A 26049-nucleotide genomic window follows, 5' to 3' on the forward strand; every position below is an offset into this window, starting at 1 on the left:
GTTACTCTGCTAGTTCTGAATCTAATAAATGAGTAAATGATTTCATTTGTCGTAAACCTTCCTCACGCCAATTATCATCATTCTCCCCTTCTTCTAAGTTAAATAATCTTTCCCTACACAGAATTTGTAACAACAGTGGCCAGCAGTAACTTTGTGTCAAAATCCACTCAACATCTTCATCAGTAAAGGGAATGGGCGAACTCGCTATCAATTCTCGCGCTTCTATCTCAGTTAATGCTCCCAGATATGCGGTGTAGCCGAAAATATTGAAAAAGGGTGAACTGTGTCCTGTGTTTCGCGCCATTTCAATCGGTGATTCGGGGGTAGCTAAGACAAATGCTAGATTCCCCCCTGTGTGGTTAGTCGCCAAAGACCGCAAACATTCCCAAAAGCCATCATCTAATTCTGGACAGCGTTGCAATCCAACGCTAATCTCATCCAATAAGATGACTGTGGGAAAATGCAAATTATCGCTGACTACCTGCATGAAACGATCTAAATCGCAAGGTGTCGGCACTTGCATCTTCAGTGATTCTAGGATGTACTTTAGCAATCCTTCTCGGCTTTGCATTCGTGCGTCTTGTAAGTCTACAAAAATCCAACAATAATTTTCTGGATGTGTTAGCCAGTCAGATTTTTGAGCAGAACGCAGCTGTTCTGCTGGGGTGGTGGTGATATTTTTGAGATAGTGCAGCAGGGATGTTTTACCACTGCGCTTTTTACCAATAATGGCGGAGTTTTGCAGGGGATGGCGTTTGAGTAAGTTGAAGAGGCGTTTTAATTCTTTTTCGCGTCCAAAAAAGTAACATGGTTGGGTGATGGGTGCGCCAGTGATGAAGGGTGATGCTTCGCCGTTAGTTGGCTCAAGTTCTTTGTAAGCAATGTCTTGCCATTTGAAACCCAACTTACTGCTAAGTTCTACAAAATTCAGATAGTCAATAGATTTGCCGTTGAGAAAGTTTTTGACTGTGGAAAGAGAAAACCCGACATCACTAGCCAAAGATTGCTGGCTGGGATAGCCATTGCGCTGAGGTGCTGATTTTATTTTTTCAATATACTCTGGGGCTACTCGGAGCGATCGCGCCATCATTCCTCATCGAGAAACTGCTGTGAGTATATCAGGTTTTTATACTGGCTAAATAGCAAAGCTGTTTAGCGATAACGTGTTGCACTCTAGAAATTATAATCATCTTGAACTTAACCGATAATCAACTAACAACTCGTCTAATCGGTGACTATTTCTCAACTTCTTTCCCAACTAGCGGCAAGTTGTAATGGGAATATAAGAGATTGAGGGGTTGAAAAATGAAACGAGAATTGAGGGTTTTGCAAATTACTTTATCACTTTGCGGAGTAATGATGTTTGGTACAGTAACTTACGCCGCGATTAATATGGTGAATGGTCAATACCAAGTTGAAATAGGGCTTAATACTAACGGACTCATTATTAAGTCAGATATTGACAAAAGGCAATGCAAACCAATAAAAAATATTGTCCAAAAGCAAGAAAGCACAAGTTCTGAACATTAAACTGCTTAATTCTGTCCAAAATATTGATATATGTTGTGGGGTGAACGTCTCGCCCGCCCTGATTAATAAGCGTGCAGGATGTCCACCCCACAAAATTAGGTCATTTATTTGTTGCAATTCCCAGTCCTTTGCACTCAATTAAGGTGCAAGAGCATTACCCCGAATTAGGCTACCAATGGTTTTGGCAGTAATTTTCAGTTGGGTGATGGGATTAGCTGGGACAACCGTCTTATACAGATAGCTATCGAATGTTAGCCGTTGTACATCAAGGTCATCGCACATTTCTACAAACGCCTCGCGGGTAGCGTCGGAACGATAAAACACGGTTTGCAGAATGTCCAACACCTTGTAGGTGAGTCCGTATCTTTTATCCCAACGCTTCAGGTAAACCTTGAGGTCGCCTTCTGTAGGAATCCGGCTACCACTGTTGGATGTTTCTACAATGGTTTCGGCACACATACGCCCAGATTTAGCGGCAAAATAAATACCTTCACCAGAAGACTTGGTAACATAACCAGCAGCATCTCCCACCAAAGCGATGCGACCGACAACACGACGGGGACGGGGATGTTCGGGAATTGGGTGGGCTTCGACTTTGATGATTTTACCGCCAGCTAGCTTCTCGGATGCACGAGCGCGGATACCAGCTTGTAACTGTTTGATGCTGGCTTTATTGATGTGCATCGTCCCAGTGCCAACCGCTACGTGGTCATATTTGGGGAAAACCCAAGCGTAGAAGTCAGTAGAAACGTCATCACCGACATACATTTCGGCAAGGTCGTTATAGTAGGCCATTTTGTCTTCGGGTAAGCGAATTCGCTCTTGGAAAGCGATCGCATAATTATAATCCCCAGCGTCCATTTCTTTAGCAACGCGAGAATTAGCCCCATCTGCCCCAATAATTACATCCACCTTCAGAGTTTTGGCAATACCCTGTGATATACCATCTGTGTGGTCAATGTAATGGATGGTATAGGGGTCGGTATTGTTTCCTGGTATATCGAGTTTATGAACAGTGGCATTAATTAAATTTGCGCCTAGTTTTGCGGCGCGATCGCGCAAAAAGCCATCCAGCACTTCCCGGCGGCACATTCCTATATATTCATCTTCATTTATCAGATTGATATCAACCTCGCGATTGGAAGGCGAAATCATTTTCATCTTCCGTACCCGGCGATCGATAATCTCTGGTGGTAAGTCAAATTCACTCACCATACATAGAGGAATTGCACCCCCACAAGGCTTTGCATTGTCTAGCTTCCGCTCAAACAGGTAGGTTTCAATCCCAGAGGCTGCCAGTGTTTCTGCGGCAGATGAACCAGCAGGGCCTGACCCAATAACAGCAACCCGTAGTGTCAAAGGTCTTTCTCCCAATCTTCACATTTACCGAGAGCATACTACCACGGTCTTTCTGGTGATTTGGCGCTTTTCCTTCAGGTTTCTGCACAAATGCAATATTCCTTAATGTTTCGATACGAATTGGGCATTGGGAAGAATAAAGAATATTGCCTACCTAGTCCCCATTCTCCAGTCCCCAATATGCAGATTTCCTTGTTCGATTCTTTTACTAGACAAGTTACTACCACCGCAATTACTGGATATCAAAAACATATTTCTCCACACAAAGGTTTTGCTTGTGCCCACAGAATACTATATGGCGGCGAATCTTGCTCGCAATACATCAAGCGGGTAGTTGCCAAGGAAGGGTTAAAAGCAGCTTTTGTTAATTCCCGTGAAAGATTTCAAGCTTGTAAGCAAGCTAACCAAATTTTGCGATGCCTTGCGGCAAGCCGCTACGCGTCTACGCAAACCGAGAACTCAAAAGAATTTCCAGAGGAAGAAGCAGAAACGCAGCAACGACAACAAGCATCCGGTAAAGTTGCTCAAAAATCCTCATTTATTAGTAGCGACAATACTAACTGTTTTGATTGTGCCGATTTGGGCTGCAATTGTGCCGAGATGGTTAGCATGACTCCTGATTGTGGTTCCCTAGATTGTGGTGCTGCTGATTGCAGTTCCCTAGATTGCAGTGGTGCTGATTGTAGCTTCCTCGATTGCGGCAGTTGTGGTAGCTAAATCTTGTTCATCCAAAAATAACTATGTATGGTATATGTAAGACACAGTAATCCTACCAAGGAGCTGTAGATTTAGTTGCAGAGGTATAGCAGCAGTGGGCATAGTAGTTGAGAACGTCTCTAAACAATTCGGGAGTTTCAAGGCAGTTGATGAGGTCAGCCTGGAAATTCAAAGTGGTTCGCTAGTTGCGTTGCTTGGGCCATCAGGATCGGGTAAATCTACGCTACTACGGTTAATTTCAGGTTTAGAAATGCCCGATAGTGGCAAAATCCTGCTTACCGGTAAGGACGCTACATACCAAAGCGTGCAAGAGCGAAATATTGGGTTTGTGTTTCAGCACTATGCCTTATTCAAGCATCTGACTGTCAAGCAAAATATTGCCTTTGGCTTAGAAATTCGTAAGGCACAACCAAAGAAGATTAAGGGGCGGGTAGAACAGTTACTCGAATTAGTGCAATTGACTGGACTAGGCGATCGCTATCCATCACAACTTTCTGGCGGTCAAAGACAACGGGTAGCTTTAGCCAGGGCTTTGGCAGTAGAACCGGAAGTTTTATTGCTAGATGAACCCTTTGGCGCACTAGATGCTAAAGTTCGCAAAGATTTACGGGCATGGTTACGCCGCCTCCATGATGAGGTTCATGTTACCACAGTTTTCGTCACCCACGACCAAGAGGAAGCAATGGAAGTCTCCGATGAGGTTGTGGTGATGAATAAAGGACGTGTGGAACAGGTAGGGACACCATCTGAAATTTACGATAATCCTGCCACCGCATTTGTCATGAGCTTCATTGGCCCGGTGAATGTGTTACCTAGCACCTCAAAGATTTTTCAAAGTAGCGGGTTTGATACGCCACACCCACAAGTATTTTTGCGTCCGCAAGATGTAATTTTTGAAAAGGTTGCTAACGGTACGACTACGGCTGCGACAGTAAGCCGATTGATACATTTGGGTTGGGAAATTCAGGTGGAATTAACTTTCGATGACGGGCAAGTAGTGATGGCGCATTTAACACGCGATCGCTTTAATGATTTAGAGTTAGAACCGCAACAGCGAGTGTATGTGAAGCCAAAGGATGCGAAGTCCTTTCCAGTGTCTTATTCAATTTGAAGCAGGTAGAAGATAGGAACTAAATCATTCTTGAATAATGAGAATCCCCGATTTATTAGAGAAATCGGGGATCTTTTTATTGCGATTTTTCCAATTTATCAGAGATAATTAGCCGCCTTTGGTTACACTGTCTCCAGGCCCAGCAGTGACAATCACCAGATTTTCTGGCTTAATTAAATCTTCAATTGCTTGTTGTATATTAGCCATAGTAACTGCTTGAATCCGCCGAGGAAACTCTCGGATTTCTGCTCGTGAAAGCCCCAAGACGGCATTATCTAAAATGATGCTAGATACATCGCTGGGATTAGCTAAATCCACGGGGTAGCTATTTGTAATTGAGCGTTTTGCCGTGTTTAATTCAGCCTCAGTCACTCCTTGTTCGCGCAACTGTTTGAGTAAAGCGAGAGTACTGGCGATCGCTTTTTGGGCATCTCCAGGAGCAGTTTGCATTTGAATCAAGAACGGGCCAGGATTGATCCCGGCGGCAAAACCACTGTATATACCATAAGTTAGACCTTGGCGATCGCGCACTTCTGTACCCAGGCGGCTGGCTAAGGTATCACCACCCAAAATTTGATTTAGCACTAGTGCCGCATAATAACGTGGGTCTTTCCGAGAGATGCCACTGTAGCCAATGTAAGTAACAGCCTCAGATTTACCGGGAATTATTTTGTTTACACGTGTCAAAGTTTGCGGTAGTTGTACGGTCGGTATTTTGAGAACAGGTGGCTTACCTGTAGCTTCCCATTTCCCAAACACCTGATTCAGCAAAGCTTTTACTTTAACTGGATCGAAGTCTCCAACTATTGCGATCGTCGTGGTATCCGGTCGGTAGTGTGTCTTGTAAAAGGCAAGCAAATCATCACGAGTAATGCTTTTTAAACTCTCAGCTGTGGGAAAGCTATGGAACGGATGATTTTCAGGGTAAATTGCCTGCTGGAATACTTGTCTTCCTAAACCTCTAGGGTCATCTAGCTGGACTTTCAAACTTGTCAGTGCGCGTTGGCGACTCAGTTCTAATTGTTCGGCTGGGAAAGTGGCGTTTTCTAACACATCTGCCAAAGTTTGAATCAATATTGGTAGATTGGCCGAAAGTCCCTGACCGCTAACGTTAGTTCCCTCGCGGCTAGCACTGAAGCTCAAACCGGCTCCCCGATCTTCTAAGGTTTTTGCTAGGGTTAGAGCATCTTTAGTCTGTGTCCCATTCATTAAGTTGTTTGCAGTCAGATTTGCTAATCCAGCTTTTTGATTGCCGTCAAATTCACTACCAGCGTCAATTTGTCCACTCAGGTTAATCGTGGGAAGGTTGCGATCGCCCAAGAGCAAAACCTTCAAACCATTCTTTAAAGTAAACTCTTCTGGTAGTGATTGTTTGGCTGAATCTGTCGCTGATGTGGCAGGTGGCAAATATTTCGCCAGTTCTGCTGGATCTACTGGCTTACCAGGGCTGAAATTTTCCACCGTGCGACTAGAGCCAGCACTAGAAGCTCCAGGTTTACCATCTGGTTGAGTTGGCTCAAAGAAGCCGATGGTTTGTTGAGCGGGATTGAGGTAAGTTTTCGCTGCTTTTTGGACTTGAGCAGGAGTCACTTTCGCGATCGCAGCCAGATATTTTTCAATAAAACGATAATCCCCTGCGATCGTTTGGTTATACCCCAGTTGATTAGCTTGACTAGTGATATCTTGATTCCCCAAAATATACGAAGCTTGCAGTTGCGTCTTGGCCCGGTTCAACTCTTCTGAGGTGACAGGCTGCTGTTGCAACTTTGTTAAAGATTCCTGGAGTACCTGGGCAATTTTCCCCAACTCTTGACCGGGAGCCGCCGTAGCATCAATTTCATACCAACCTGGTTCGATCAGTTCGGCAGCACCGCCACTCACTGAACTCGCAAGTCCAGATTCTACCAAAGCCTGATAAAGCCGAGAACTACGTCCACCTGTGAGAATAGCATCCATCAAATCAATTGCTGGGACATCAGGATGTTTGATATCTGGCAGAGGATACACTGCTTGCAATAGGGCTGCACTTCCAGGTTGTTTGAGGACAATCGGTGCTTTTTTAGCAGCAGGGGTAGATGGGGAAGCGTCGGCGAGTGAAGAAGATGTGGAGGAATTATCAATTGCTCTCCTGGCATTATCGAGTACCGTATCCTTTTTTGCTCGTTGCGATAACTTGCCAAAAGTTTCTCGGACAACTTTAAGTGTAGGTTCTGTGGCAAAATCTCCGGTAATTACCAACGTGGCATTTTCTGGGCTGTAGTAGGTTTGGTAATAATTCCGCACCTGCTCCACCGTGAATTTTTCTACATCGGCTTTTGTACCTCCTACCGATAAGCCATAGGCTCGATTGGGGAAAGCAGCTCGCATTACTGCTCGATCCAGGCGATAACCTGGTGAATTTTCGTACCCCTGTAACTCGGAAATTACTACCCGCTTTTCACTTGTGAGTTGTTCAGGCCCAATTAAGGAGTTTTCCATGCGATCGGCTTCTAGCGTCAGCAGTGCTTCCAATTTGTCTCGCTGCACTGTGCCAAAGTAAGCCGTTTCGTCATAACTAGTAAAAGCATTGAACTGGCTACCCAAGGCACTAAACAACCGTCCAAATTGTACTGGACGGTCATTTGTACCTTTGAACATCAAATGTTCTAGCTGGTGAGAAATACCATTCTCTCCTTTAACCTCATTGCGTGAACCAACTTTATACCAAACTTGCACACTCACCACTGGAGCAGTATGAACTTCTTTGGTTAGCACGGTTAAGCCGTTGTCCAATACCGTTTTTTGTACTCCTTTGGTGAATGAGACAGCAGAGACAGGTGTGACTGCTGTTGGTGTTGCAGCATTGGTGAAATGGCCAGACATTGGCACGATAGTTAGGAGAAGACTGAGGAAAAATCCTATGATCATGTATGATCGCCGTTTCATAAGCAATACAAAATTTCCAATTTTAAAATAAAACCCCAAAGGGTATTTCAAAATCTAAATCTAACTCAAGTTGCTAGTACACTGTGGCGTCAGTTTGCCTACTTTTAATAAGTCGCTCAAGCAACTTGTCTGATTTATTGAGATGGTAACTGGATTTATGTCGTTAAATATATTGAGGAAAATGAGGTTTTTGGATAAAAATTTTACAGAATATCAAAAATTATTGTAAGTATATTAACAACCTTTACAATGTGTTGCATTTAACACGCTTTTCAGGAAATTACCTTTTAAAATTGGTTTTATACCTGTTGTTATGCGATTAAAACAGGTATCTCTACCAAACTAACAATAACTTTTTGAGACATGGAAACAAGAAACTTAATTGGCTCGTTCACATTAGGTATCCTGTTAACAGCAATACCTGTATTATCAGCTAAAGCCTCAGAAGCAGTACCAAACTTGTACCAATTTCGAGGGAAGAATATCAGCATTACTTACTCAACGACAAGTATTGATGGTAAGCCTCGTTTAACCTATAAAGATCAGCAACAGATATTAAACTTTGAAGGTGATAAGCAGATACGTAGTGTAGAAACAGAAATTGGTACACTAGTAACTGTAACTATCCGTAAAACAGTAGATACTGACAATACCGTGTTTACCTTGATCTTACCCCGTATAAACCTTGGAAAAAGCAACTCAGTGCCAGTTGAAACTAAGGGAATCAGAACAACAAATCTCTTTTCTGTGATTCCTAAATTCAACCAGGGGCAAAGACAAACCTATACGACAATCCATTTGACTGGTATTGCCCAAGCTGTTGCGTTTTAACTAGATAAGAAGAATAAAAATATGAAATTTCTTGCTTAGATCGTAAAAAGCGGTGAGGCTGAAGGTAAATATTTGCTTACCTTCAGCCTCACCGCTTAACCCTCTATCAAAGTCAATATCGCGTCATTTATGAAATATTTTTTAGCATGAAAGTAGAGTTTATGAATAGTTTTAAGATGTATTTGAAAAATAGATATTTTAGGCGATGCCTACGGCGGTAAACTACGCTCTCTCCCTTCTTCTCTGCAATTACCGTTTAATTTGCTTAGGAAAATTAGGTACTAACAAAGATTGCTCTAATTCACCTTGCTGATTATAAAATTTAATTTGACCTTGTTCATTACATAACCATACTTCAATAGCTTGAGCTTCTAAATAGAAATTTATTTTAAATTCCATTTCTTCCAAAATGTTACCAGTTGATTTGACTTCTACACAAATTTCTGTGCAATAGAAGCTGATACTTCATCTTCAATTTGAGAAAATCGTTCTTCTGAACACCAGACAACATCAGCAACTTTCACACCGTCTGATGTGTTAATAGCACATTCTGGCATGACTTCTCCTGTATTCAATAAAGATTCCAATAACCGTTGGATTCTTCCTTGATAAAAAGAATGTTTAATTTTGACTGGACTCATGACGATTTGACCCCATTTATTTAATTCGATTTTGAAGGGTAAATCTTGTAATTGTTTGTGTTCACAAACTTCTTCCCATCTCATAGTTAATATTTGCCTAAAGTGATTTAATTTTAACTCATCTATCAATATTAAAACTCACCCTCTGATTGGAGATAAGAGAGTTGAACAAAACCGAGTTGTACTATTCTATAGACAGAATACAATAAATACTATAAGAATCCGGTTTGATTACTGAAATCACTTGGCTTAGTAGGCAATAGGCAAGAGGATTTCAGAAGATTAAAATATACCGAATTTTTTTCAAAAATCAAATATGAGTCCTATATCAATATCTGATTACACTCATTGTTATGGAACACGAAGCCTTAATAATCCGTTTTCCACCTGACTTGCTTGCAAAAGCCAAAAAACTCAAGGAAGGCAGTGCATATTATAATGATTTAATAGTTAATGCTTTAGAAGGGGAGGTGCGACACCGCCGGGGATGGGCTGCTTATTAAAGGATTATTTATTGCCCCTAGCGAAACTCTCAAATCTAAAACCGCGTGATTATCATTACTAGCCGTTGTCTATTTTTATTTCTGGAAGTCCCTCATAATTGGGAATTGATGAAATTTCGAATAACGTAGATTTGATTGAATATTGCTAACGGAATTGCCAAAAACAGTCTACGTCTTGAGATAGATTGTCTCTTTGCCAAAACTAATCAAAATTTATAGAAATAAAGGACTTTATAAAGTTTGAGTCGTATACCTTTCCATCAGGATTATCTTGGTGTTGAACAACCAGCCGTGGATCAATTGATTCATGAACTCTGGCAAACCCTGAAGCTGACACAGGAGAAGTTTGCGACTCAACTTGATGTCACGTTTCCGACGATCAATCGCTGGGAAAACGGATATGCGACTCCTTCTCCTTTGGCACTTAAGCAAATTGACACCCTGCTAAACCAATTGTCTGAGTCACCTGATGCCACCTTAGGGAAATGCACTCAGACAATTCGAGAAAAATACTTTCCGACAAAGGATCTGAAAGCATGAAGGCAGAGGAATACAAGGCTTGGGTTGAAAACCTCTTTGTTGGTGGTGGCGAGATAGGTGCATTGTTGAGATCGCACGATTGGTCGCAAACGCCGCTAGGGGCTATGGAAACCTGGTCGGACAGCCTAAAAACGGCTGTGCAGATTCTGTTGACAGAACTTGATCAAGCCCAGCCGATAGAAAAAACGCAGCTAGAATCCGATTTACTGCAAGGGCGGACATCAACAGATGCCTTGCGTCAAGCTGCCCAAGCCGATGCGTTTCGAGTCAAGCTCGCCAATGCGCTACGCCCCCTGACTGACGCTAATGAGATTCAGGCGATCGCTGCCCGTATTCTAGGCGAATCTCTAGGCGCAAGCCGCGTCATTTACATCGAAGTGTTACCCGGCGGTAAAAAGGTGATCGTTCATAAAAACTACACGAACAGTGTTGCCGAACTGAGCGGACTGTACCATCTAGAAGACTTTGGGCGCAACCTGAGAGATGACCATCAAGCAGGGCAAACGGCGATCGTTCCTGATGTGGCAAACTACCCTAAATACACAGCTAGCCAGAAGGCAAGCTATCTGTCAATCGATATTGCCGCATATATTGATGTGCCGTTGATCAAAAACGATCAATTTGTCGCGTTGCTGGCGGTGCATCAGGCAAACCCTCGCCAGTGGACGGAAGATGAGGTAAAACGGGTCGAGGAAACCGCAGCACAGACATGGGCAGCCGTTGAACGTGCCCGTGCCGAAGCCATTTCGCGTGAGAGCTGCACCGAACTCGAACGGCAACTGCGGAAGTTTAACGCGATCGCCACTGCAATTCCCGATTTTATTTACACCTTTGATTTGGCGGGACGGTTCACGTATGTCAGTCCAGCGTTGCTCAATCTTTGGCAAAAAACTTCGGATGAAGCTTTGGGAAAGAACTTTTTTGAGCTGGATTATCCAACCGATTTAGCGGCCCGACTTCAGCAACAGATTCAACAGACGATCGCCACGCGTCAGCTACTCAAGGATGAAACGCCCTACACTAGCGCAATCGGCATACGCACCTATGAATACATTTTCGTGCCACTTTTGGGCATAAATGGCGCAGTAGAAGCAGTAGCAGGCGTGATGCGAGACATCACCCATGTCTTTGACCAGCTTCGCTTACGCAAACAGGCAGAACAAGCCTTGCGCCAAAGCGAGGAGCAGAGCCGGAATATTCTGGAGAGCATCGCTGAAGCCTTCTTTTCCCTGGATGAGAACTGGCAGTTTACCTATGTGAATCAAGCTGCCGAAACCTTGCTCGATCGCACTCCAGGCGATTTAATTGGCAAGAATTTGTGGTCAGAATATCCAGGACTGATTGGCAATGAGTTGGCGCAGGTTTGCTGGAGCGCCATGCAAGATCGGGCGGCTGCGTCATTAACCGCATTTTACCCGGATCACCATCGCTGGTACGAAGTTCGCACCTACCCCGCCCCAAACGGTATCACTGTTTATTTCAAGAATGTTACCGAGCAGATTCAAACCGCCGCAAACCTGCGTCAATCTGAAGAACGCTACCGGATGCTGTTTGAGTCAATCGACCAAAGTTTTTGCCTCTGCCAAATGCTGTTTGATGAGAACGGTGAACCGATTGATTATCGCCTTCTAGAAGTCAATCCGATGTTTGAAAGAATGACGGGACTTCAGGATGCGGTCGGGAAAACGATACGGGAACTGATTCCAGATATAGAAGCGCATTGGTTTGATATCTATGGCAAAGTCGTGCAGACTGGTGAATCCGTGCGGTTTGAGAATCAATCCCTGGCAATGAATCAGTGGTTTGATGTCAACGCTTTTCGAGTCGGCGAACCGCAAAATCATCAGTTTGCCCTCTTGTTCACCGATACAAGCGATCGCAAACGGGCAGAAGAAATTTTGCGGCGAGCCGCCGAACTTGATGCTTTCCGTGTTTCTCTCACCGATGCGCTTCGTTTGCTTGCCGACCCAATAGAGATTCAGGCTACGGCCAGTCGTTTGCTGGGTGAATATCTCGGCGCGAACCGAGTAGCTTACTTCGAGGTTCGCGGTGCTGATTACGTCGTTGAACGTGACTATGTAAACAAAGCCACACCACTCGCTGGCAATTACCCGATTGATTCGTTCGGCCCCAAGCTGATCGCAGCGTACCGTATCGGTCGCACCGTGTCCGCGTCCGATGTGGAAGCCGATCTCAACCTATCCCCAAGACAGCGAGCAGCCTATGCTGCGATCCAAATTGGGGCATACATCGGCATACCACTGCTCAAGAGGGGCGAGTTCGTAGCTGGGCTGGCAGTTCACACATCCGGGCCACGAGCTTGGACGAAGGACGAAGTGTCCTTGGCGGAAGAAGTAGCAGAGCGCACTTGGGCGGCAGTCGAACGCGCCGACGCCGAAGCCGCCTTGCGCGAATCGGAGGAGAAATACCGCACGCTGTTCGATTCGATTGACGAAGGTTTTTGTCTGGTCGAAGTTTTATTCGACGATGCCAGAAAGGCAGTTGACTACCGCTATCTTGAAACTAATCCGGCCTTCGAGAACATCACCGCGCTCAAAAACGCAATTGGCAAAACCCTCCGCGAGTTGGTGCCGGATATTGAGCCGCACTGGGCAGAAACTCTCGGAAGAGTTGCCAAAACAAGACAGCCCGAACGGTGGGTCAACAATTCCGAAGCGATGGGGTTCTGGTTCGATTTGTACGCTTTTCCGGTGGATGAGCCGGAAGAGCATAAAGTCGCCATTATTTTCAGCAACATCACAGAGCGCAAACAAGCCGAACGACAAGTGGAGTTTCTGACCGAGTTAAGCCGAAGACTCGGCACGGTGACGGATGCAGTGGAAATCAACCGCATCGTCACGCGCGAAGTCGGAACGTTTTTGAATGGGCATCGCTGCTATTATCTTGATGTCATGCCGGACGGCAGACAAGTAACGGTTTTACCCGATTGGCGGCTCGACGGATCAGACCTTGCCGGAACTTACGACCTTACCCTTTTCGGCGCGAAGGAATCGTGGGAGACGGCAGCACATCAAGCGTTCGGGATTGACGACGTGAACACACATCCGTGGACACAAGATTTTGCCGACAATTACACGCTTATCAATATGCAATCCTATGTGATCGCACCGTTTGTCCGTGAAGGGCGTTGGGTGGCTTCGATCGGAGTCAGTTCCAACAAGCCGCGCCATTGGACGGCGGATGAGATGTTGTTGCTGGAAAACGTTGCGGCGCGTGTCGCTCCACTGATCGAACGCGCCCGCGCTGAAGCAGCCTTACGCGACAGTGAAAATCGCTTCCGTATGGCGATCGAAGCTGCTCAATTAGGCACTTGGGACTGGAATCTGATCACCAATCAATTGATTTGGGATGAGGGTTGCAAAGCCATGTTTGGCTTACCACCAGAAGCCGAGAGCAGCATTGAGGTCTTTTTTGCCGGACTGCACCCCGACGATCGCGAACGACTAGAACAGGTGGTGCAATGGACTTTGAATCCAAAAAGTAGCGGCAAGTATAACGTAGAATATCGCACAATTGGGATTCAAGATGGGATTGAACGGTGGATTGCCGCCAGAGGACAGACTTACTTTGATGCTGCCGACAATCCCCAACGCTTTGTCGGCACTGTACTCAACATCACTGAGCAAAAACGCATCCAGGCAGAACGAGAACAACTCCTTGCCCGCGAACAAGCCGCAAGAGAGGCAGCCGATCGCGCCAACCGAATCAAAGATGAGTTTTTGGCGGTGCTGTCCCATGAATTGCGATCGCCTCTCAACCCGATCTTGGGCTGGACGCAGTTACTACAAAACGGCAAACTGAGCGAAGCCCGTAGAGCTGAAGCCTTGAAAATTATCGAGCGCAATGCCAATCTACAGACGCAACTAATCGAAGACTTACTCGACATCTCCCGCATCATGCAGGGCAAACTCAGCCTAACAGCGACTCCACTAAATTTGACTTTTGTGATTTCTGCCGCCATTGAAACGGTGCGTTTAGCAGCAGAAGCAAAAAATATTGCGATCGCTGTCGATCTTGACTCTGAGATCGCTCCGATTTCTGGCGATGCAGCCCGTTTGCAGCAAGTGGTGTGGAATTTGCTTACCAATGCAGTTAAATTCACACCCAACGGCGGACAAGTGACGATTGAACTGCGGCAACTCGACGGGCTAGCTCAGATTCGGGTAATCGATACTGGCAAGGGCATCAATCCACAGTTTTTGCCCCATGTCTTTGAGTATTTTCGGCAAGAAGATGGCTCAACGACACGCAAATTTGGCGGGTTGGGATTGGGGCTAGCGATCGTGCAGCAAATTGTAGAAATGCACGGGGGCACGGTGACAGCAGAAAGTCAGGGTGAGAATCAAGGCGCAACCTTCACCATCCAATTGCCCATCATGCAGCAGGCAAGAGCGATTCCATCCGAGCCAATCCACACACAAATAGAAGCAGAAGTGCCTTTAAACGGCGTTCAAATTTTGCTGGTGGATGATGAACCAGATACCCGCAAGTTTCAGGCATTTGTGCTAGAACAATGCGGGGCAAATGTGACAGCCGTCGCTTCTGGTTTAGAAGCTTTGCAAGCTCTAGAACAGTTCACTCCTGACGTGCTAGTGAGTGACATAGGTATGGCACAGATGGACGGCTATATGCTGATGCAGGAGATTCGATCTCGCCCACTAAATCAAGGAGGAACCATTCGAGCGATCGCACTGACTGCTTATGCCGCAGAAATTGACCGACAAAGAGCACTTCAAGTAGGATTTCAAACTCACATTACAAAACCTGTAGAGCCAGAGAAGTTAGTCAGGGCGATCGCAAGCTTACTATAACGCAATTAACTTTCCGTTTTTTGTGTAAATTGATTATTGATTCAATTAGTTTAGCTTCGTAGAATAGACTTCTTGCATAAGTAGGGAAAAGGGTAAGGGGGAAAGGGAAAAGGAATAAAAAAACCTTTCCCCTGGTTGGTGAGCTTGCCGAACCATAACCTTTCCCCTTTTCCCGCCTCTTGCAAAAGTTACTTTTGCAAGAGGTCTAATGGGTAATCCCCACCCTACAAAATTAGCTAAAATTTCACATCTAAAACACGTACCAAAAAAGCCCATTTATCTGCGGCTTCTTCGATAATTTTAGCCGTGGGTTTTCCCGCACCATGTCCTGCTTTTGTCTCAATTCTAATTAGCGTTGGCGCATCACCTGTGTGAGCCTCTTGCAAAGCGGCGGCAAATTTGAAACTATGAGCAGGGACAACGCGATCGTCATGATCGGCTGTGGTAATTAAGGTTGCAGGGTAAGCTGTATCTGGTTTGATGTTGTGTAATGGCGAATAAGCATACAGCGCCGGAAACTCTTCTGAATTATCTGCACAACCATATTCGGAAGTCCAAGCCCAACCGATGGTAAATTTGTGGAACCGCAACATATCCATAACGCCGACGGCGGGTATTGCTGCACCAAACAAATCGGGACGTTGCGTTATACAAGCACCCACCAATAAACCGCCGTTACTACCACCTGCGATCGCTAGCTTCTCAGTCTTAGTATACTTGTTAGCAATCAACCATTCAGCAGCGCCAATAAAGTCATCAAATACATTCTGCTTTTTATCCTTTATTCCTGCTTGATGCCATTCTTCGCCGTATTCTCCACCGCCGCGAAGATTAGCCATAGCATAAACTCCACCCATCTCCATCCACACCAACAGACTCACAGAAAAACTAGGTGTCATTGAGGCATTAAAACCGCCATAAGCATAGAGATAAGTAGGATTATTTCCATCTAATTTAATCCCTTTTTTGTGGGTAATAAACATTGGCACTCTAGTACCATCTTTGCTGTGATAAAAGACTTGTTTTGTCTCGTACTCATCAGGATTAAAATCTACCTGCGGCTGACGGAAAACCTCACTTTTTCCTGTCACCATATCGTAGCGATAAATAGTGCCTGGTGTGGTAAAGCTAGTAAAGCTATAAAAAGTTTCAGTATCATAACGCTTACCATCAAAGCCTCCAGCTGAACCGAGTCCTGGTAGTTCTACCTCTCGAATAAACGCACCTTTGAGATCAGAAATTTTGATTTGACTGTGAGCATCTTTGAGGTAATCAGCAACGAACTGATTGTTAAGTATACCGACACTTTCCAAAGTTTCTGCTGATTGGGGAATAATTTCTTGCCAATTTTCTGGTGTAGGGTTTTTGGTATCAATTGCAATCACTCTTCCCCGCGGTGCATTTAAATCTGTGCGAAAATAAAACACGCTATCATCATTGTCGATAAAGCTATAATCTGCCTCAAATTGGTTAATTAGTTCTACGACTTCCGCATTAGCGTTAGTCAAATCTTTGGAAAAAACCAAATTTTTGGAATCAGTACCCTGCCAAACCGAAATTATGAGATAGCGTCCATCTTCAGTCACGCCACCACTAAAACCCCATTCTTTTTGGTCAGGACGATGATAAATTAAAACGTCTTCTGATTGAGGTTTACCTAGTTGATGATAGTAGAGCTTTTGATAATAGTTGACATCTTCTAATCGAGTTTTTTCATTTGGTTCATCGTAGCGACTGTAGAAAAAACCTTGATGATCGTGTGTCCAAGATGCGCCAGAAAATTTAATCCACTTCAGGTGGTCTTGAAGGTCTTCACCAGTTTCAACATTGCGTATTTTCCACTCTTGCCAATCAGAACCGGAGGAGGATAAACCATAAGCTAAAAGTTTCCCATCCTCGCTAATCGACAATCCCGAAAGAGCAACAGTGCCATCTTCTGAGAGTTTATTGGGATCGAGTAAAACTTGGGGTTGGTCATCGAGGGTTTTCAAGGTGTAAAAAACACTTTGATTTTGCAGTCCATCATTTTTAAAATAAAAGTAACGTTCGCCTTCTTTAAAAGGAATACCATATTTTTCATAATCCCAAAGTTTGGTAAGGCGCTGTTTAATTTTTTCTCTAGCAGGAATTTCACTCAGGTAGCCAAAAGTAACTTGATTTTGTGCCTCAATCCAAGTTCTTGTTTCTTCGGAATCAGGATCTTCTAACCAACGGTAAGGATCTGCGACTGAAGTACCGTGATAGTCATCGACTTGATTACTCTTATGGCTGGTTGGGTAAGTGAGATTTTCAGAAGAAGGCATAGTCTTAGGTCAAAGTGCTTCTTTACATACTACAAAGATAGACCCAAGACTTGGGGCAATACTACTCGGTTTTTGGATTTTGAACTCAGAATTGGGTTTGGGGAAAAGGTTAAAGGTTTTTTCTTTGCCTTTTCCCCAAAACCCGACAAGTATTGAGACTTGGGGTATACACTCTAATTGTTCTCAAAAAGAAAGCCCCGTCAGAAGCCGGGGCTAAACGTGCTATTTTTGCTTATAGAACAATTGTACTATTAAATAATAGTATTAGCTTTAATCGAGGTAGAAGCGTGTAGAGTTTTCCCTAAAATCGAAGTCTTTTGGTTGATTTAGTTAACGAGTTTCTCTCCTTTGAGCATCCGTGCTGCGGCTTCAAGTAGAGCTTCTTCGAGATAGGGCTTGGTAAAGTAGCCACTAGCACCGAGTTGAGCGGCAATTTGTCTGTGCTTGTCTGCACCGCGCGAGGTGAGCATTGCGATCGGTAAGTGGTTGAGGTTAGAGTCTTTCTGGATGCGAGAGAGTAATTCCAGACCATCGCAACGGGGCATTTCAATATCGCAAAATACGATATCGCAAGGCAGACCAGAGCGGAGTTTATCCCAAGCTTCCTGACCGTCACGTGCCTGTTCTACGCGATAACCGGCTTTATTAAATGTCAGGGATAGCAATTCTCGAACTGTAATTGAGTCATCAACAATCAGCACTGTCGGGTCAATCTTCGCGGGAGAGGTATCTGGAGGAGTGAGTTTTTGTTGCCAAGAATTGCCACCAGCTTGTGTAGAAATCCGTCCCTGGAAGATGTCAATAATTTCCAGTACATCAGCAATGGGCATAATCCGACCATCACCCAGAACTGTAGCACCAGCTACACCAATGGGTTTAGGTGCTGGCCCTTCAAATTGCTTAATTACAATTTCTTGTTCGCTTAACACCAGGTCAATCTGTAGAGCAATCAGGGTATTTGCCGATCGCACCACAACCACAGAAACCATATCATCATCTCTGGTGCCGCCATAGACATTACCGCGACTGATTTGGCGATTGAAGGTTAAAAGTTCCTTCAGGGGTCGGAATGGTAGCACCGTATCGCGCCAGGAAATAAATGATTGCCCATTGGCATCGTGCTGAATATTTTTGACTGGAATATCTAGCGTATCTTCTACACCGTCCATCGGGAAGGCGATCCTGGAGCGATCGGAGACGCAGCAGAGAGCTTTACAAATACTTAGAGTCAGTGGTAAACGAATGGTGAAGGTGGTTCCTTTGCCGATCGCAGAATCGGTGTTCACTGTTCCCCGAATTTCGCTAATCTCGGAGCGTACTACATCCATACCCACGCCACGACCGGAAATTTCATCGGCTTGGTCTTTGATCGTAAAACCAGATTGGAACAGCAAATCGTAGACTTCTAGGCGAGACATGGCTTTTGCTTGCGCTTCTGTAATCATGCCAATCTTCACCGCCTTAGCCTTGACCTTTGCAGAATCTATGCCTGCGCCATCATCACCGACGGAAATGATCGTTTGGTTGCCTTGGTGGAAGGCGCGGATAGTAATGATTCCCACGGGTGGTTTACCAGCAGCTTGCCTCTCTTCTGGAGTTTCAATACCGTGAGCGATCGCATTATTCAGCATATGAGTTAATGGATCGGTCAGATGATCCAAAATCATCTTGTCAATTAAGGTATCGCCACCTTCAATTACCAACTCTACTTGTTTGCCGCACTTGATGGCGTTGTCGCGCACTCCACGCCGCCAGCGATCGATAGTTTGGGCAAAAGGAACCATTCTCGCTCTAGTTAATCCCTCTTGTAACTGGGTGGTGACTTGGCGGAACTGCCTTGCGACTCGCTCGGTTTCTTCGGTAACAAAATCAATGTCACTAGCTGACTCACGCACTCGCACAATGCGCTCAATCATCTGTTGTGAAAGTGTGTGGAAGGGAGTAAAACGATCCATTTCTAGCTCGCTAAAACCTCTATCAGCGTTGGAATCAGGGTCTTGTAAGCCAGGTTCTTTCTTTTTGCGTCCAGCTAACAGAGAGGCTTCTAGTAGCGATCGCTCGTACAACTCTTGCATCCTTGCACCCACATCCGAGAGTTGTTGTACCTGAATCAACAAGTTATCTAATGACTGCCGCAGCCGTTCATGATCCTGCTCTAAGGTATTGCGATTTACCACCAGCTCCCCAACTAAATTACTCATATCGTCCAGTTGCTTAACTGGAACCTTCATTGTTTCTTCAAATCTCGCAGCCCGACGAGTAGAGGGGCGCGTAGTTTTGCTGGCGTTCGATTTTACCGAGGGTGAATGAGATATTGTTTGATCTGCTTCTGCCAGCAACTTCTCCAAATCACCAAATTCATCTTTTATCGTTGGTGACGGAATAGGATTTTTAGCTAAAACTGGTTGAATGTCCAAAGGCTGGCGTTGCCGTAGCCCGTCGTAAACATTGCTGTCGTTATCTGTACCTAGCAATTCTTCTAGGGCAGCAAAATCTACTTCTGGTATCTCCTTAACTTTCGGGATAGGTGCTACTTCTTCTCCTAGTAATGCTTCCAAGTCTGCAAATTCATCATCTGGAGCAACTTCTTCAATGGTTTCTGTAGTGGCTAATTCTTCAGTCGGCGAAATAATAGCATTTTCTCCCTCTGAGACTACTGCAACTTCAGATGTCTCTCCTAGATCCCACAATTCGGTTTCTATATCTTCCTGAATAACCGTTTGTGTGAAGTCATTGAAGGCTTCTGAGTCAATGGTTTCCGCCTTCTCTCCTAATTCTTCCTGGTTTACTACTTCTACCAGAGCCGTTTCTGTAAATAATAAATTATTTTCAAAAAGTGTATTTTCTACGAATTCAAAGGTTGTTTCTAAATTATTATTCTCATCACTATCTAAAACTTCTGAGCTTGTCTGTTGTGAATCTGAAGTTTCACCAAAACTGATAGTTTCTGATACACCCACAGAATTCTCTGCGGTTTCCATCTGAATATAGGTGGAGTCCGTTACTACATCTTCAAAAATTAGTTGTGGATTTTCATCGAAGGAGCCGAACAAATTTTCTGGCTGTGTTTCTGGTGAAGTTGAATCTGAAGTTTCACCAAAACTAATAGTTTCTGATACATCCACAGAATTCTCTGCGGTTTCCATCTGAATATAGGTGGAGTCCGTTACTACATCTTCAAAGAGTAGCTGTGGATTTTCATCGAAAGAGCCTAATGAATTAACTTCCAGATCAACACCAGATATTTCTGTGGGCTGATTAGTAAATTCTGGAGCAAAATCTAAAGCTTCTGGTTGTTGTGGTCTAATAACTTCTTCCTCTGGATGCTGTGCGAACGAGGGCGTTTCAGTCGTAGAAGCATCGTTGATTACAGGGGAAATAGTTGAGCTAGTCGGTGCTAATTCAGCAAATAAATCATCTCCATCATCTGATGATAATATCAAATCTAGCTGCTCTTGATGCTCGAAATTGATATCAAAATCTTTTTCTAGATCAAAACTGGCTATAGGAGAAGATATGGACTGTTGAGTGTCGGCAAAAATGTCATCAGCCGCCACACTAAACAAGCTCTCATCTAATGCCCTTTCTACATTCTGCTCAATTAAGGAATCGAATTCGTCCTTTTCCTCTGTGATTTCCTGATTCCAGAAGTTGCTCAGATCATTTTCTGATTGAGAAAACTCAGGTGCTGTTGTAGGAGATGTATCAAATAAATCACCGATTTCTGGTTCACTTGTTGGCAGTAGTGTCTGTTCTCCCATTTCAGCAAATAGGTTGTCTAAAGATAAGCCTGTTTGCTGGGGTAATTCTATGTAATCACTAGGGGTAATTTCTTCTACCCAATTTGCATTTCTAGTTTCTAAGAATAAGTTATCAAAATTGTTTTGTTGGTTGGTAGATAGTTCCACACTGGCGAAGGACTCAGTTTCTGGTTGAGTGACTTCACCTGTTGGCAATGGTTGTTCATCATCTAGTGGCAGTGTCAATAAATCTTCAACTACACTATTTTGGGCAATCTCTTCAAGAGTCTGGTTTGGATCGCTAGGAATATCAATAAATTCTTCTAAAATTTCTGGAGAAGAAGAGTCGAAATTTATATCAAGTACGTTAATATCACTTAACTCTACAGTCGTAGCAGCTATTTGTTGATTTTGCGGTTCTGAATTCTCTTTTTCTAGGAAATTGTCGCCAAATAACAAGGATAAATCTTCTGCCGCAGTTGTAGTTGTTGGGTGCTGCGCGTTGCTTGTGTCTTCATCAAAGGAGAGTAGATCGGATAAATCGCCATCAACAGCATCAGTGCTACTGAAATCAATTCCAAAGTCATCGGTGGCAACAATATCTAAGGTTTCTTCTTGATGCCAGCTTTCATCTAGTTCGGGAGTTTCACCTTCAAATAAATCAGCAAGGGTATTTAACTCAGCTATTCCTACCTCTGGGCCATTGGGGTCAAGATTGTTACTGACTGGATGTGCTTCGTCATGTGTGGTGAAAGTAAGACTAGTATGAGTTGCAGCGTTTAGTTGTGTTTTTTGTAACTGGAGAGAGGGGCGATCGCCCTTGACGTTGGCGTAGCCAGCTGCGCGATCGCTACTATCTTCGTCTAGATTCAGTTCTTCAGTTGTCTGGATTGACAGCTCGGTGTTAGCAGATATTGGCTCTGATTGTGTTAAAACCACAGACTGTTCATCAAACAAATCAGGGGTAATTTCTAATAACTCAATTTCTGCAACGCTCAAAAGTGCTTCTAGTTGCTGACTAATTGCAATTTCGGCTTCTCTACCTTGCAGAACTAATTCTTGAGCTTGTTTGATTTCGGTAATGACAATTTTAGCTAAAGTCAGATAACTATTTTCCGGATTTGCGATCGCACTGCCTGCTGCTTGACACAAACCACACCACTTAGGCAAATTCCAAGTCTCACCAAGTTTGACTAACTGGTGACAGCATTGCTGGAGGTTTTGCCGAGTTGAGGAGGTTGTGGTTTGCTTAAATAATTGCAACATTTCCCGTAGTGTTTGCAGCACCTGGGCTTGAAACTCGCTCCAATTATTATTTTCTTTAGCGGTAACTGGTAATAGCGCAGGGTTAGTGAGTTTGTGAGGGTCACGCACTTCCTGTGATCCTACCAAGTCTGGAGATTCCTGATGGCTTTCTTCCGCCAAACTAGGAATATCTCGCCGCAGGAAAAGTTCTGTAAGGGTGGAGACATTCTCTACAGAAGTTGTAAGTTCTGTTGCGTCAGGACTGGTGGCTGCTCCACTCTTTGCTTGTTCTACAAGTAGTTCTAGATGCTGATACAGCCATTGAAAGACTGGCTCAGTTTCTGACATCAAAGTATTAGCTGCATCTTCGGAAAGACCATAAGGCCCACTCAAATGCTCTAACAGCGATTTTAGGGTATCAGATACACCAAGAAATAAAGACTCTAACTTTTGGTCAATCTGAACCGGATTATCTTTAAGAACTTTGAAACAATCTTCCAGACGGTGGGAGGTATGCTGGATGCTAGTCAATCCAAGCATCGCGGCTCCTCCTTTAATGGAGTGAGCCGCCCGGAAGACCTCACTGATCATTTCCGGGTCGTTCAGGGTACCTTCTAAATTCAGCAAGCCTTGCTCAATGGTATTCAGGTGATCCCTGGCTTCTTCAATAAAGTAACCCAAAATCCGCTGTTGTTGTTCCGGCAGCATAGTTTTTTAGTCAAGAGTCATTAGTCATTAGTTATTAGTCATTGGTCATTGGTCACTTGTACTGAGCGTTGCCGAAGTATTGGTCATTAGCAAATAACAAAGAACAAAGGACAAATGACAATTTATCTGGTTTCCATTGTTTCCACTCGGAAACGCTCAACGGAGGCGATTAAGTCACGGGATACACCTACTAAGTGTTGTAGGGCACCTGAAACTCGCTGTGCTTCTTGGGAAGTTTCTTGCGCGGTCAGTTCTACTGATTGCATTACATGAGCGACGGCGCGGGAGGTTTCCGTTTGTTCCACAGTGTCGCTGGTAATAGAGCGCACAAGAATATCGATGCGATTCGCCACTTGAATAATGTTTTCGAGCGATCGCTTGGCATCTTCTGCCAATTTTGTCCCTTTAATTACTTGTTGTGTGCCTTCTTCCATCGCGGTCATTACAGAGCCTGTTTCGCTTTGGATTTGCATCACAATTTGTTCAATTTCCTTGAGGGATTTAGCAGATTTATCTGCTAGCTGGCGCACTTCATCTGCGACGATCGCAAACCCGCGTCCCGCTTCTCCTGCCCTTGCTGCCTCAATACTAGCATTGAGTGCTAGTAAGTTTGTTCTGGAAGCAATTTGAGAAATCAACGCTACAATTTTAGAAATTTCTTGCGAAGATTCCGCCAGTCGCTTCACTTTCCGAGTGGTTTCGGCAACGGTTTCGCGAATTTCTAAAATCCCTGCCACGGTATTTTCTACTGCTTCGCCACCTTTGAGAGCGATCGTACTAGCATCACGAGCAACGGTTTCAGCTTCCCGCGCCGCCTCTGCTACCCGTTGAATCGAGTCAGTCATCACCTGTACAGAATTCAGCGTTACTGCTAACTCTTCTGCTTGGCGCAAGGCATCACTAGATAAGGCTCTAGCAAAAGTTTCAGAGTTGGTTGCCCCTTTTGTTACATCCTTCGCCGCCACTTTTACCTGTTGAACGATATCCCGCAGGTTTTGAATTGTCAAATTAAAGGCATCAGCTACGGCTCCGAGTACGTCGGCTGTCACTTCCGCCTGGACTGTTAAATCGCCTCTAGCAGCACCTTCCACATCATCCAAGAGACGAATCACCTGACGTTGCAGGTTTTCTTTGGCTTCCTCTTGTTCATCGGCTTTGCGTTGGGCTTCACTTGTGGTTGTGAAAATTACCCGCGCCATTTCATTAAAGCCAGTGGATAAATGCCCCAATTCATCTTCAGAAAACACTGTAGCTTGAGCATTCAGATTTCCTTGACGTACAGCTTCAAACTGAGCTTGGAGATCATCTGTTGTGCGCCGAATTTGTTTCAGCGTCAGATTTCCCATGAAGCCTGCGGTAGCAAAACCTGCAATCCCAGCTGCCAATGACATTGCCCAGCCTGTGTTTCGTACTGATTCTCGTTGTTGGGGTGGCGAAAATGTGGTGGCGACAAAGCTAACTGTGGCTACAACCAGCGCTGAAACAATGCCCACACTGCCAGCAATTAACCATTGTTTCCTTTCTATCGAGGCATTTTCTAAGGGTGCTAACCATCCTTGTTCGATGCTGACATTGGGTTCTAGTTTCGAGGCATCTGTTTGGCTAAAGACTGGAACGGCTTCATGGGAACCAGTCATTGAGAATAGTTCTTCTTCGCGATCGGCTGCATTACTAGGAAAAGCCTCTACGACTTGAGAGCGTCCAGTCTCACTAGTTTCCACTGGAGCAGAATGCATTGCGAGATCGCCGAAGTTAGAATCTCCTTCAAGCAGGTCAAACCCTGGGATATTGCCTAAATCGTCAAATTCCTCAAAGTCATCTAAAAACTCGATATTGCTCTTAGAATTTTCTCCATTCAGTATATTAGTTGAGTCTTCATAAGAGTTTAAACCCTCTGAGCCAAAGGCTGACTCAAATGCTTCCATATCAAAATTTTCATCGTCATCAAAGCTATTTTGACTGATGAATTCACTTGATTTGAACTGTTTCTCTTTTAGAGGTAAATTACTGCTTAAAGATGAAGATTCATTAGATAAATCTGGCTTAAAAGGTGACTCTGCTTCCAAATCTGTTGATTTTAACCAATTATGTGCTTTGGTTTCAGGCAAATCCTCTTGACTGCTGTCTTCCAAATTATTTGTTGTTGGCAAACCATTTCCAAGTTCTTCTGAAACAATCAGTAAAGTTTCGTCTCCAAAACGAGATTTTTTATATTCTAAATTTCCAATATTCTGATCTGGAAGCTTTAGCTCACTCAACAAATCAGGGAAATTATTCTCGCTATTACTAATTTTTGAATTCGCAAATGAAGAGTTATTATTGTCAATAGTTGAATTTTCGTGAGAAGAATTTATCCCATTATCTGAAAACTGACTATTTACTAATGATTCTTCCAGATTATCTTCTGATATCTCCTCCTGCCAAAAAGCAGGTAACTCTAATTCTGTGTTCTCCTCCCAACGGTGATTTGGCTCTTGTTCCTGTGATTCTTCATCCAAAGCAAAAGGGTCGTCACCAAAAGGTGTGGAAGAATCTGATATTTTTACTGTTCCAATACTATCTTCTGTGGGTATGTCAAATGGGCTTTTTGAAGATATCTCTTCAACGTCATTCACAGTTTCTTCATGCTTTCCAAAAAAATTCAAATCAAGGTTATTGCTGTCAAACTCCTCACTAGCGCTCAAATCTTCTAATTCTGGTTCTTTATATGCCAGTGGATCGGACATTTCTGAGGAATTTATTTGCTCTTGACTTTTTGATGTATCAATCTGCCCACCGAATGACTCTAAATATTGATTGATATTCTCAATTCCATTATTGGCAAAACCAATAATTTCTTGATCGTTAGTCAAGCCTAATACCTGTTGATATTCTTCTTTTGCTACATCATACTGCTGTAAAACATAGTAGATGTGACCCCTTAACAAATGGGAATTGGGGTCATCTGGTAAATTTTGCACCACTTGGTCAACTAAAGTGGCCGCAACCTCATAATTCCTTTGAACATAGGCGGTCATCGCCTGTTGATATGTTGGCTCGTAATTATCAATACTTGCTGCCATTT

The 26049-nt window shown here is 44.0% G+C and carries 14 protein-coding genes and 2 pseudogenes; 8 read left to right on the forward strand and 8 right to left on the reverse strand.

From position 1 onward, the window contains the following. Position 1 precedes the first annotated feature (1 nt). Positions 2-1090, reverse strand: coding sequence for an ATP-binding protein (locus RMX98_RS08280; protein ID WP_322679900.1), 1089 nt, complete (start codon positions 1088-1090; stop codon positions 2-4). A 215-nt stretch (positions 1091-1305) separates the two neighbouring features. On the opposite strand from RMX98_RS08280, the gene RMX98_RS08285 reads away from it, so the two are divergent. Continuing rightward, positions 1306-1530, forward strand: coding sequence for a hypothetical protein (locus RMX98_RS08285; RefSeq protein WP_322679901.1), 225 nt, complete (start codon positions 1306-1308; stop codon positions 1528-1530). A 138-nt stretch (positions 1531-1668) separates the two neighbouring features. On the opposite strand, the gene chlP is transcribed toward RMX98_RS08285, so the two are convergent. Further along, positions 1669-2889, reverse strand: coding sequence for a geranylgeranyl reductase (chlP, locus tag RMX98_RS08290; protein ID WP_322679902.1), 1221 nt, complete (start codon positions 2887-2889; stop codon positions 1669-1671). Between the two features lie 180 nt (positions 2890-3069). Here chlP and yidD point away from each other — a divergent pair, with 180 nt between their 5' ends. Together yidD and RMX98_RS08300 are read left to right on the forward strand one after the other, a co-directional pair. After that, positions 3070-3606, forward strand: a complete 537-nt coding sequence (yidD, locus tag RMX98_RS08295) for a membrane protein insertion efficiency factor YidD (RefSeq protein WP_322679921.1) — start codon at positions 3070-3072, stop codon at positions 3604-3606. Between the two features lie 94 nt (positions 3607-3700). Then, positions 3701-4717, forward strand: coding sequence for a sulfate/molybdate ABC transporter ATP-binding protein (locus RMX98_RS08300; RefSeq protein ID WP_322679903.1), 1017 nt, complete (start codon positions 3701-3703; stop codon positions 4715-4717). Between the two features lie 108 nt (positions 4718-4825). Here RMX98_RS08300 and RMX98_RS08305 read toward each other — a convergent pair whose 3' ends face one another. After that, complete coding sequence (locus RMX98_RS08305) at positions 4826-7642, reverse strand: pitrilysin family protein (RefSeq protein WP_322679904.1); 2817 nt, start codon at positions 7640-7642, stop codon at positions 4826-4828. Between the two features lie 363 nt (positions 7643-8005). Between RMX98_RS08305 and RMX98_RS08310 the strand changes: the two genes are divergently transcribed. Beyond that, positions 8006-8473 (forward strand): hypothetical protein, encoded by a 468-nt coding sequence (locus tag RMX98_RS08310; RefSeq protein WP_322679905.1) that lies wholly within the window; start codon positions 8006-8008, stop codon positions 8471-8473. A gap of 249 nt (positions 8474-8722) precedes the next feature. On the opposite strand, the gene RMX98_RS08315 is transcribed toward RMX98_RS08310, so the two are convergent. Together RMX98_RS08315 and RMX98_RS08320 are read right to left on the reverse strand one after the other, a co-directional pair. Continuing rightward, entirely contained in the window at positions 8723-8881 is a 159-nt protein-coding gene (locus RMX98_RS08315; protein ID WP_322679906.1) for a hypothetical protein, read from the reverse strand. A 23-nt stretch (positions 8882-8904) separates the two neighbouring features. Continuing rightward, on the reverse strand, positions 8905-9198 hold the full coding sequence (locus tag RMX98_RS08320; RefSeq protein WP_322679907.1) for a hypothetical protein: 294 nt from the start codon (positions 9196-9198) through the stop codon (positions 8905-8907). 269 nt (positions 9199-9467) lie between these two features. Here RMX98_RS08320 and RMX98_RS08325 point away from each other — a divergent pair, with 269 nt between their 5' ends. The 4 genes and pseudogenes from RMX98_RS08325 to RMX98_RS08340 form a co-directional block, all read left to right on the forward strand. Next, positions 9468-9617 carry a hypothetical protein gene (locus tag RMX98_RS08325; RefSeq protein ID WP_322679908.1) on the forward strand — a complete coding sequence of 50 codons (150 nt, stop codon included), beginning with the start codon at positions 9468-9470 and terminating at the stop codon, positions 9615-9617. Between the two features lie 240 nt (positions 9618-9857). Continuing rightward, complete coding sequence (locus RMX98_RS08330) at positions 9858-10157, forward strand: helix-turn-helix transcriptional regulator (protein WP_322679909.1); 300 nt, start codon at positions 9858-9860, stop codon at positions 10155-10157. Positions 10158-10261: 104 nt separating this feature from the next. Further along, positions 10262-11221: pseudogene (locus RMX98_RS08335) on the forward strand (GAF domain-containing protein); the annotation flags it as partial. An 81-nt stretch (positions 11222-11302) separates the two neighbouring features. Next, a pseudogene (locus RMX98_RS08340) lies at positions 11303-14989 on the forward strand (PAS domain S-box protein); the annotation flags it as partial. 236 nt (positions 14990-15225) lie between these two features. Here RMX98_RS08340 and RMX98_RS08345 read toward each other — a convergent pair. From RMX98_RS08345 to RMX98_RS08355, 3 genes are all read right to left on the reverse strand, one after another. Next, the gene (locus tag RMX98_RS08345) at positions 15226-17292 is read right to left on the reverse strand and encodes a prolyl oligopeptidase family serine peptidase (protein ID WP_322679911.1); all 2067 of its coding nucleotides are present in this window, start codon (positions 17290-17292) and stop codon (positions 15226-15228) included. A gap of 326 nt (positions 17293-17618) precedes the next feature. Continuing rightward, positions 17619-22985, reverse strand: coding sequence for a response regulator (locus RMX98_RS08350; RefSeq protein WP_409881329.1), 5367 nt, complete (start codon positions 22983-22985; stop codon positions 17619-17621). Between the two features lie 122 nt (positions 22986-23107). After that, a complete protein-coding gene (locus RMX98_RS08355) occupies positions 23108-26047 on the reverse strand; it encodes a methyl-accepting chemotaxis protein (RefSeq protein ID WP_409880859.1) in 2940 nt (979 codons plus the stop codon). Positions 26048-26049: the final 2 nt, after the last annotated feature.

Origin of the sequence: Nostoc sp. DedQUE02, assembly GCF_034531035.1 — a bacterium.
In the GTDB taxonomy this organism is placed as follows: Bacteria; Cyanobacteriota; Cyanobacteriia; order Cyanobacteriales; family Nostocaceae; genus Nostoc.

Excerpts from the sequence above, each read along its gene's own strand:
- RMX98_RS08320 (WP_322679907.1), bottom strand. The coding sequence starts at position 9,198 with ATGAGATGGGAAGAAGTTTGTGAACACAAACAATTACAAGATTTACCC.
- yidD (WP_322679921.1), top strand. The coding sequence starts at position 3,070 with ATGCAGATTTCCTTGTTCGATTCTTTTACTAGACAAGTTACTACCACC.
- RMX98_RS08305 (WP_322679904.1), bottom strand. The coding sequence starts at position 7,642 with ATGAAACGGCGATCATACATGATCATAGGATTTTTCCTCAGTCTTCTC.
- RMX98_RS08285 (WP_322679901.1), top strand. The coding sequence starts at position 1,306 with ATGAAACGAGAATTGAGGGTTTTGCAAATTACTTTATCACTTTGCGGA.
- RMX98_RS08310 (WP_322679905.1), top strand. The coding sequence starts at position 8,006 with ATGGAAACAAGAAACTTAATTGGCTCGTTCACATTAGGTATCCTGTTA.
- RMX98_RS08345 (WP_322679911.1), bottom strand. The coding sequence starts at position 17,292 with ATGCCTTCTTCTGAAAATCTCACTTACCCAACCAGCCATAAGAGTAAT.
- RMX98_RS08355 (WP_409880859.1), bottom strand. The coding sequence starts at position 26,047 with ATGGCAGCAAGTATTGATAATTACGAGCCAACATATCAACAGGCGATG.
- RMX98_RS08350 (WP_409881329.1), bottom strand. The coding sequence starts at position 22,985 with ATGCTGCCGGAACAACAACAGCGGATTTTGGGTTACTTTATTGAAGAA.
- RMX98_RS08325 (WP_322679908.1), top strand. The coding sequence starts at position 9,468 with ATGGAACACGAAGCCTTAATAATCCGTTTTCCACCTGACTTGCTTGCA.
- RMX98_RS08280 (WP_322679900.1), bottom strand. The coding sequence starts at position 1,090 with ATGATGGCGCGATCGCTCCGAGTAGCCCCAGAGTATATTGAAAAAATA.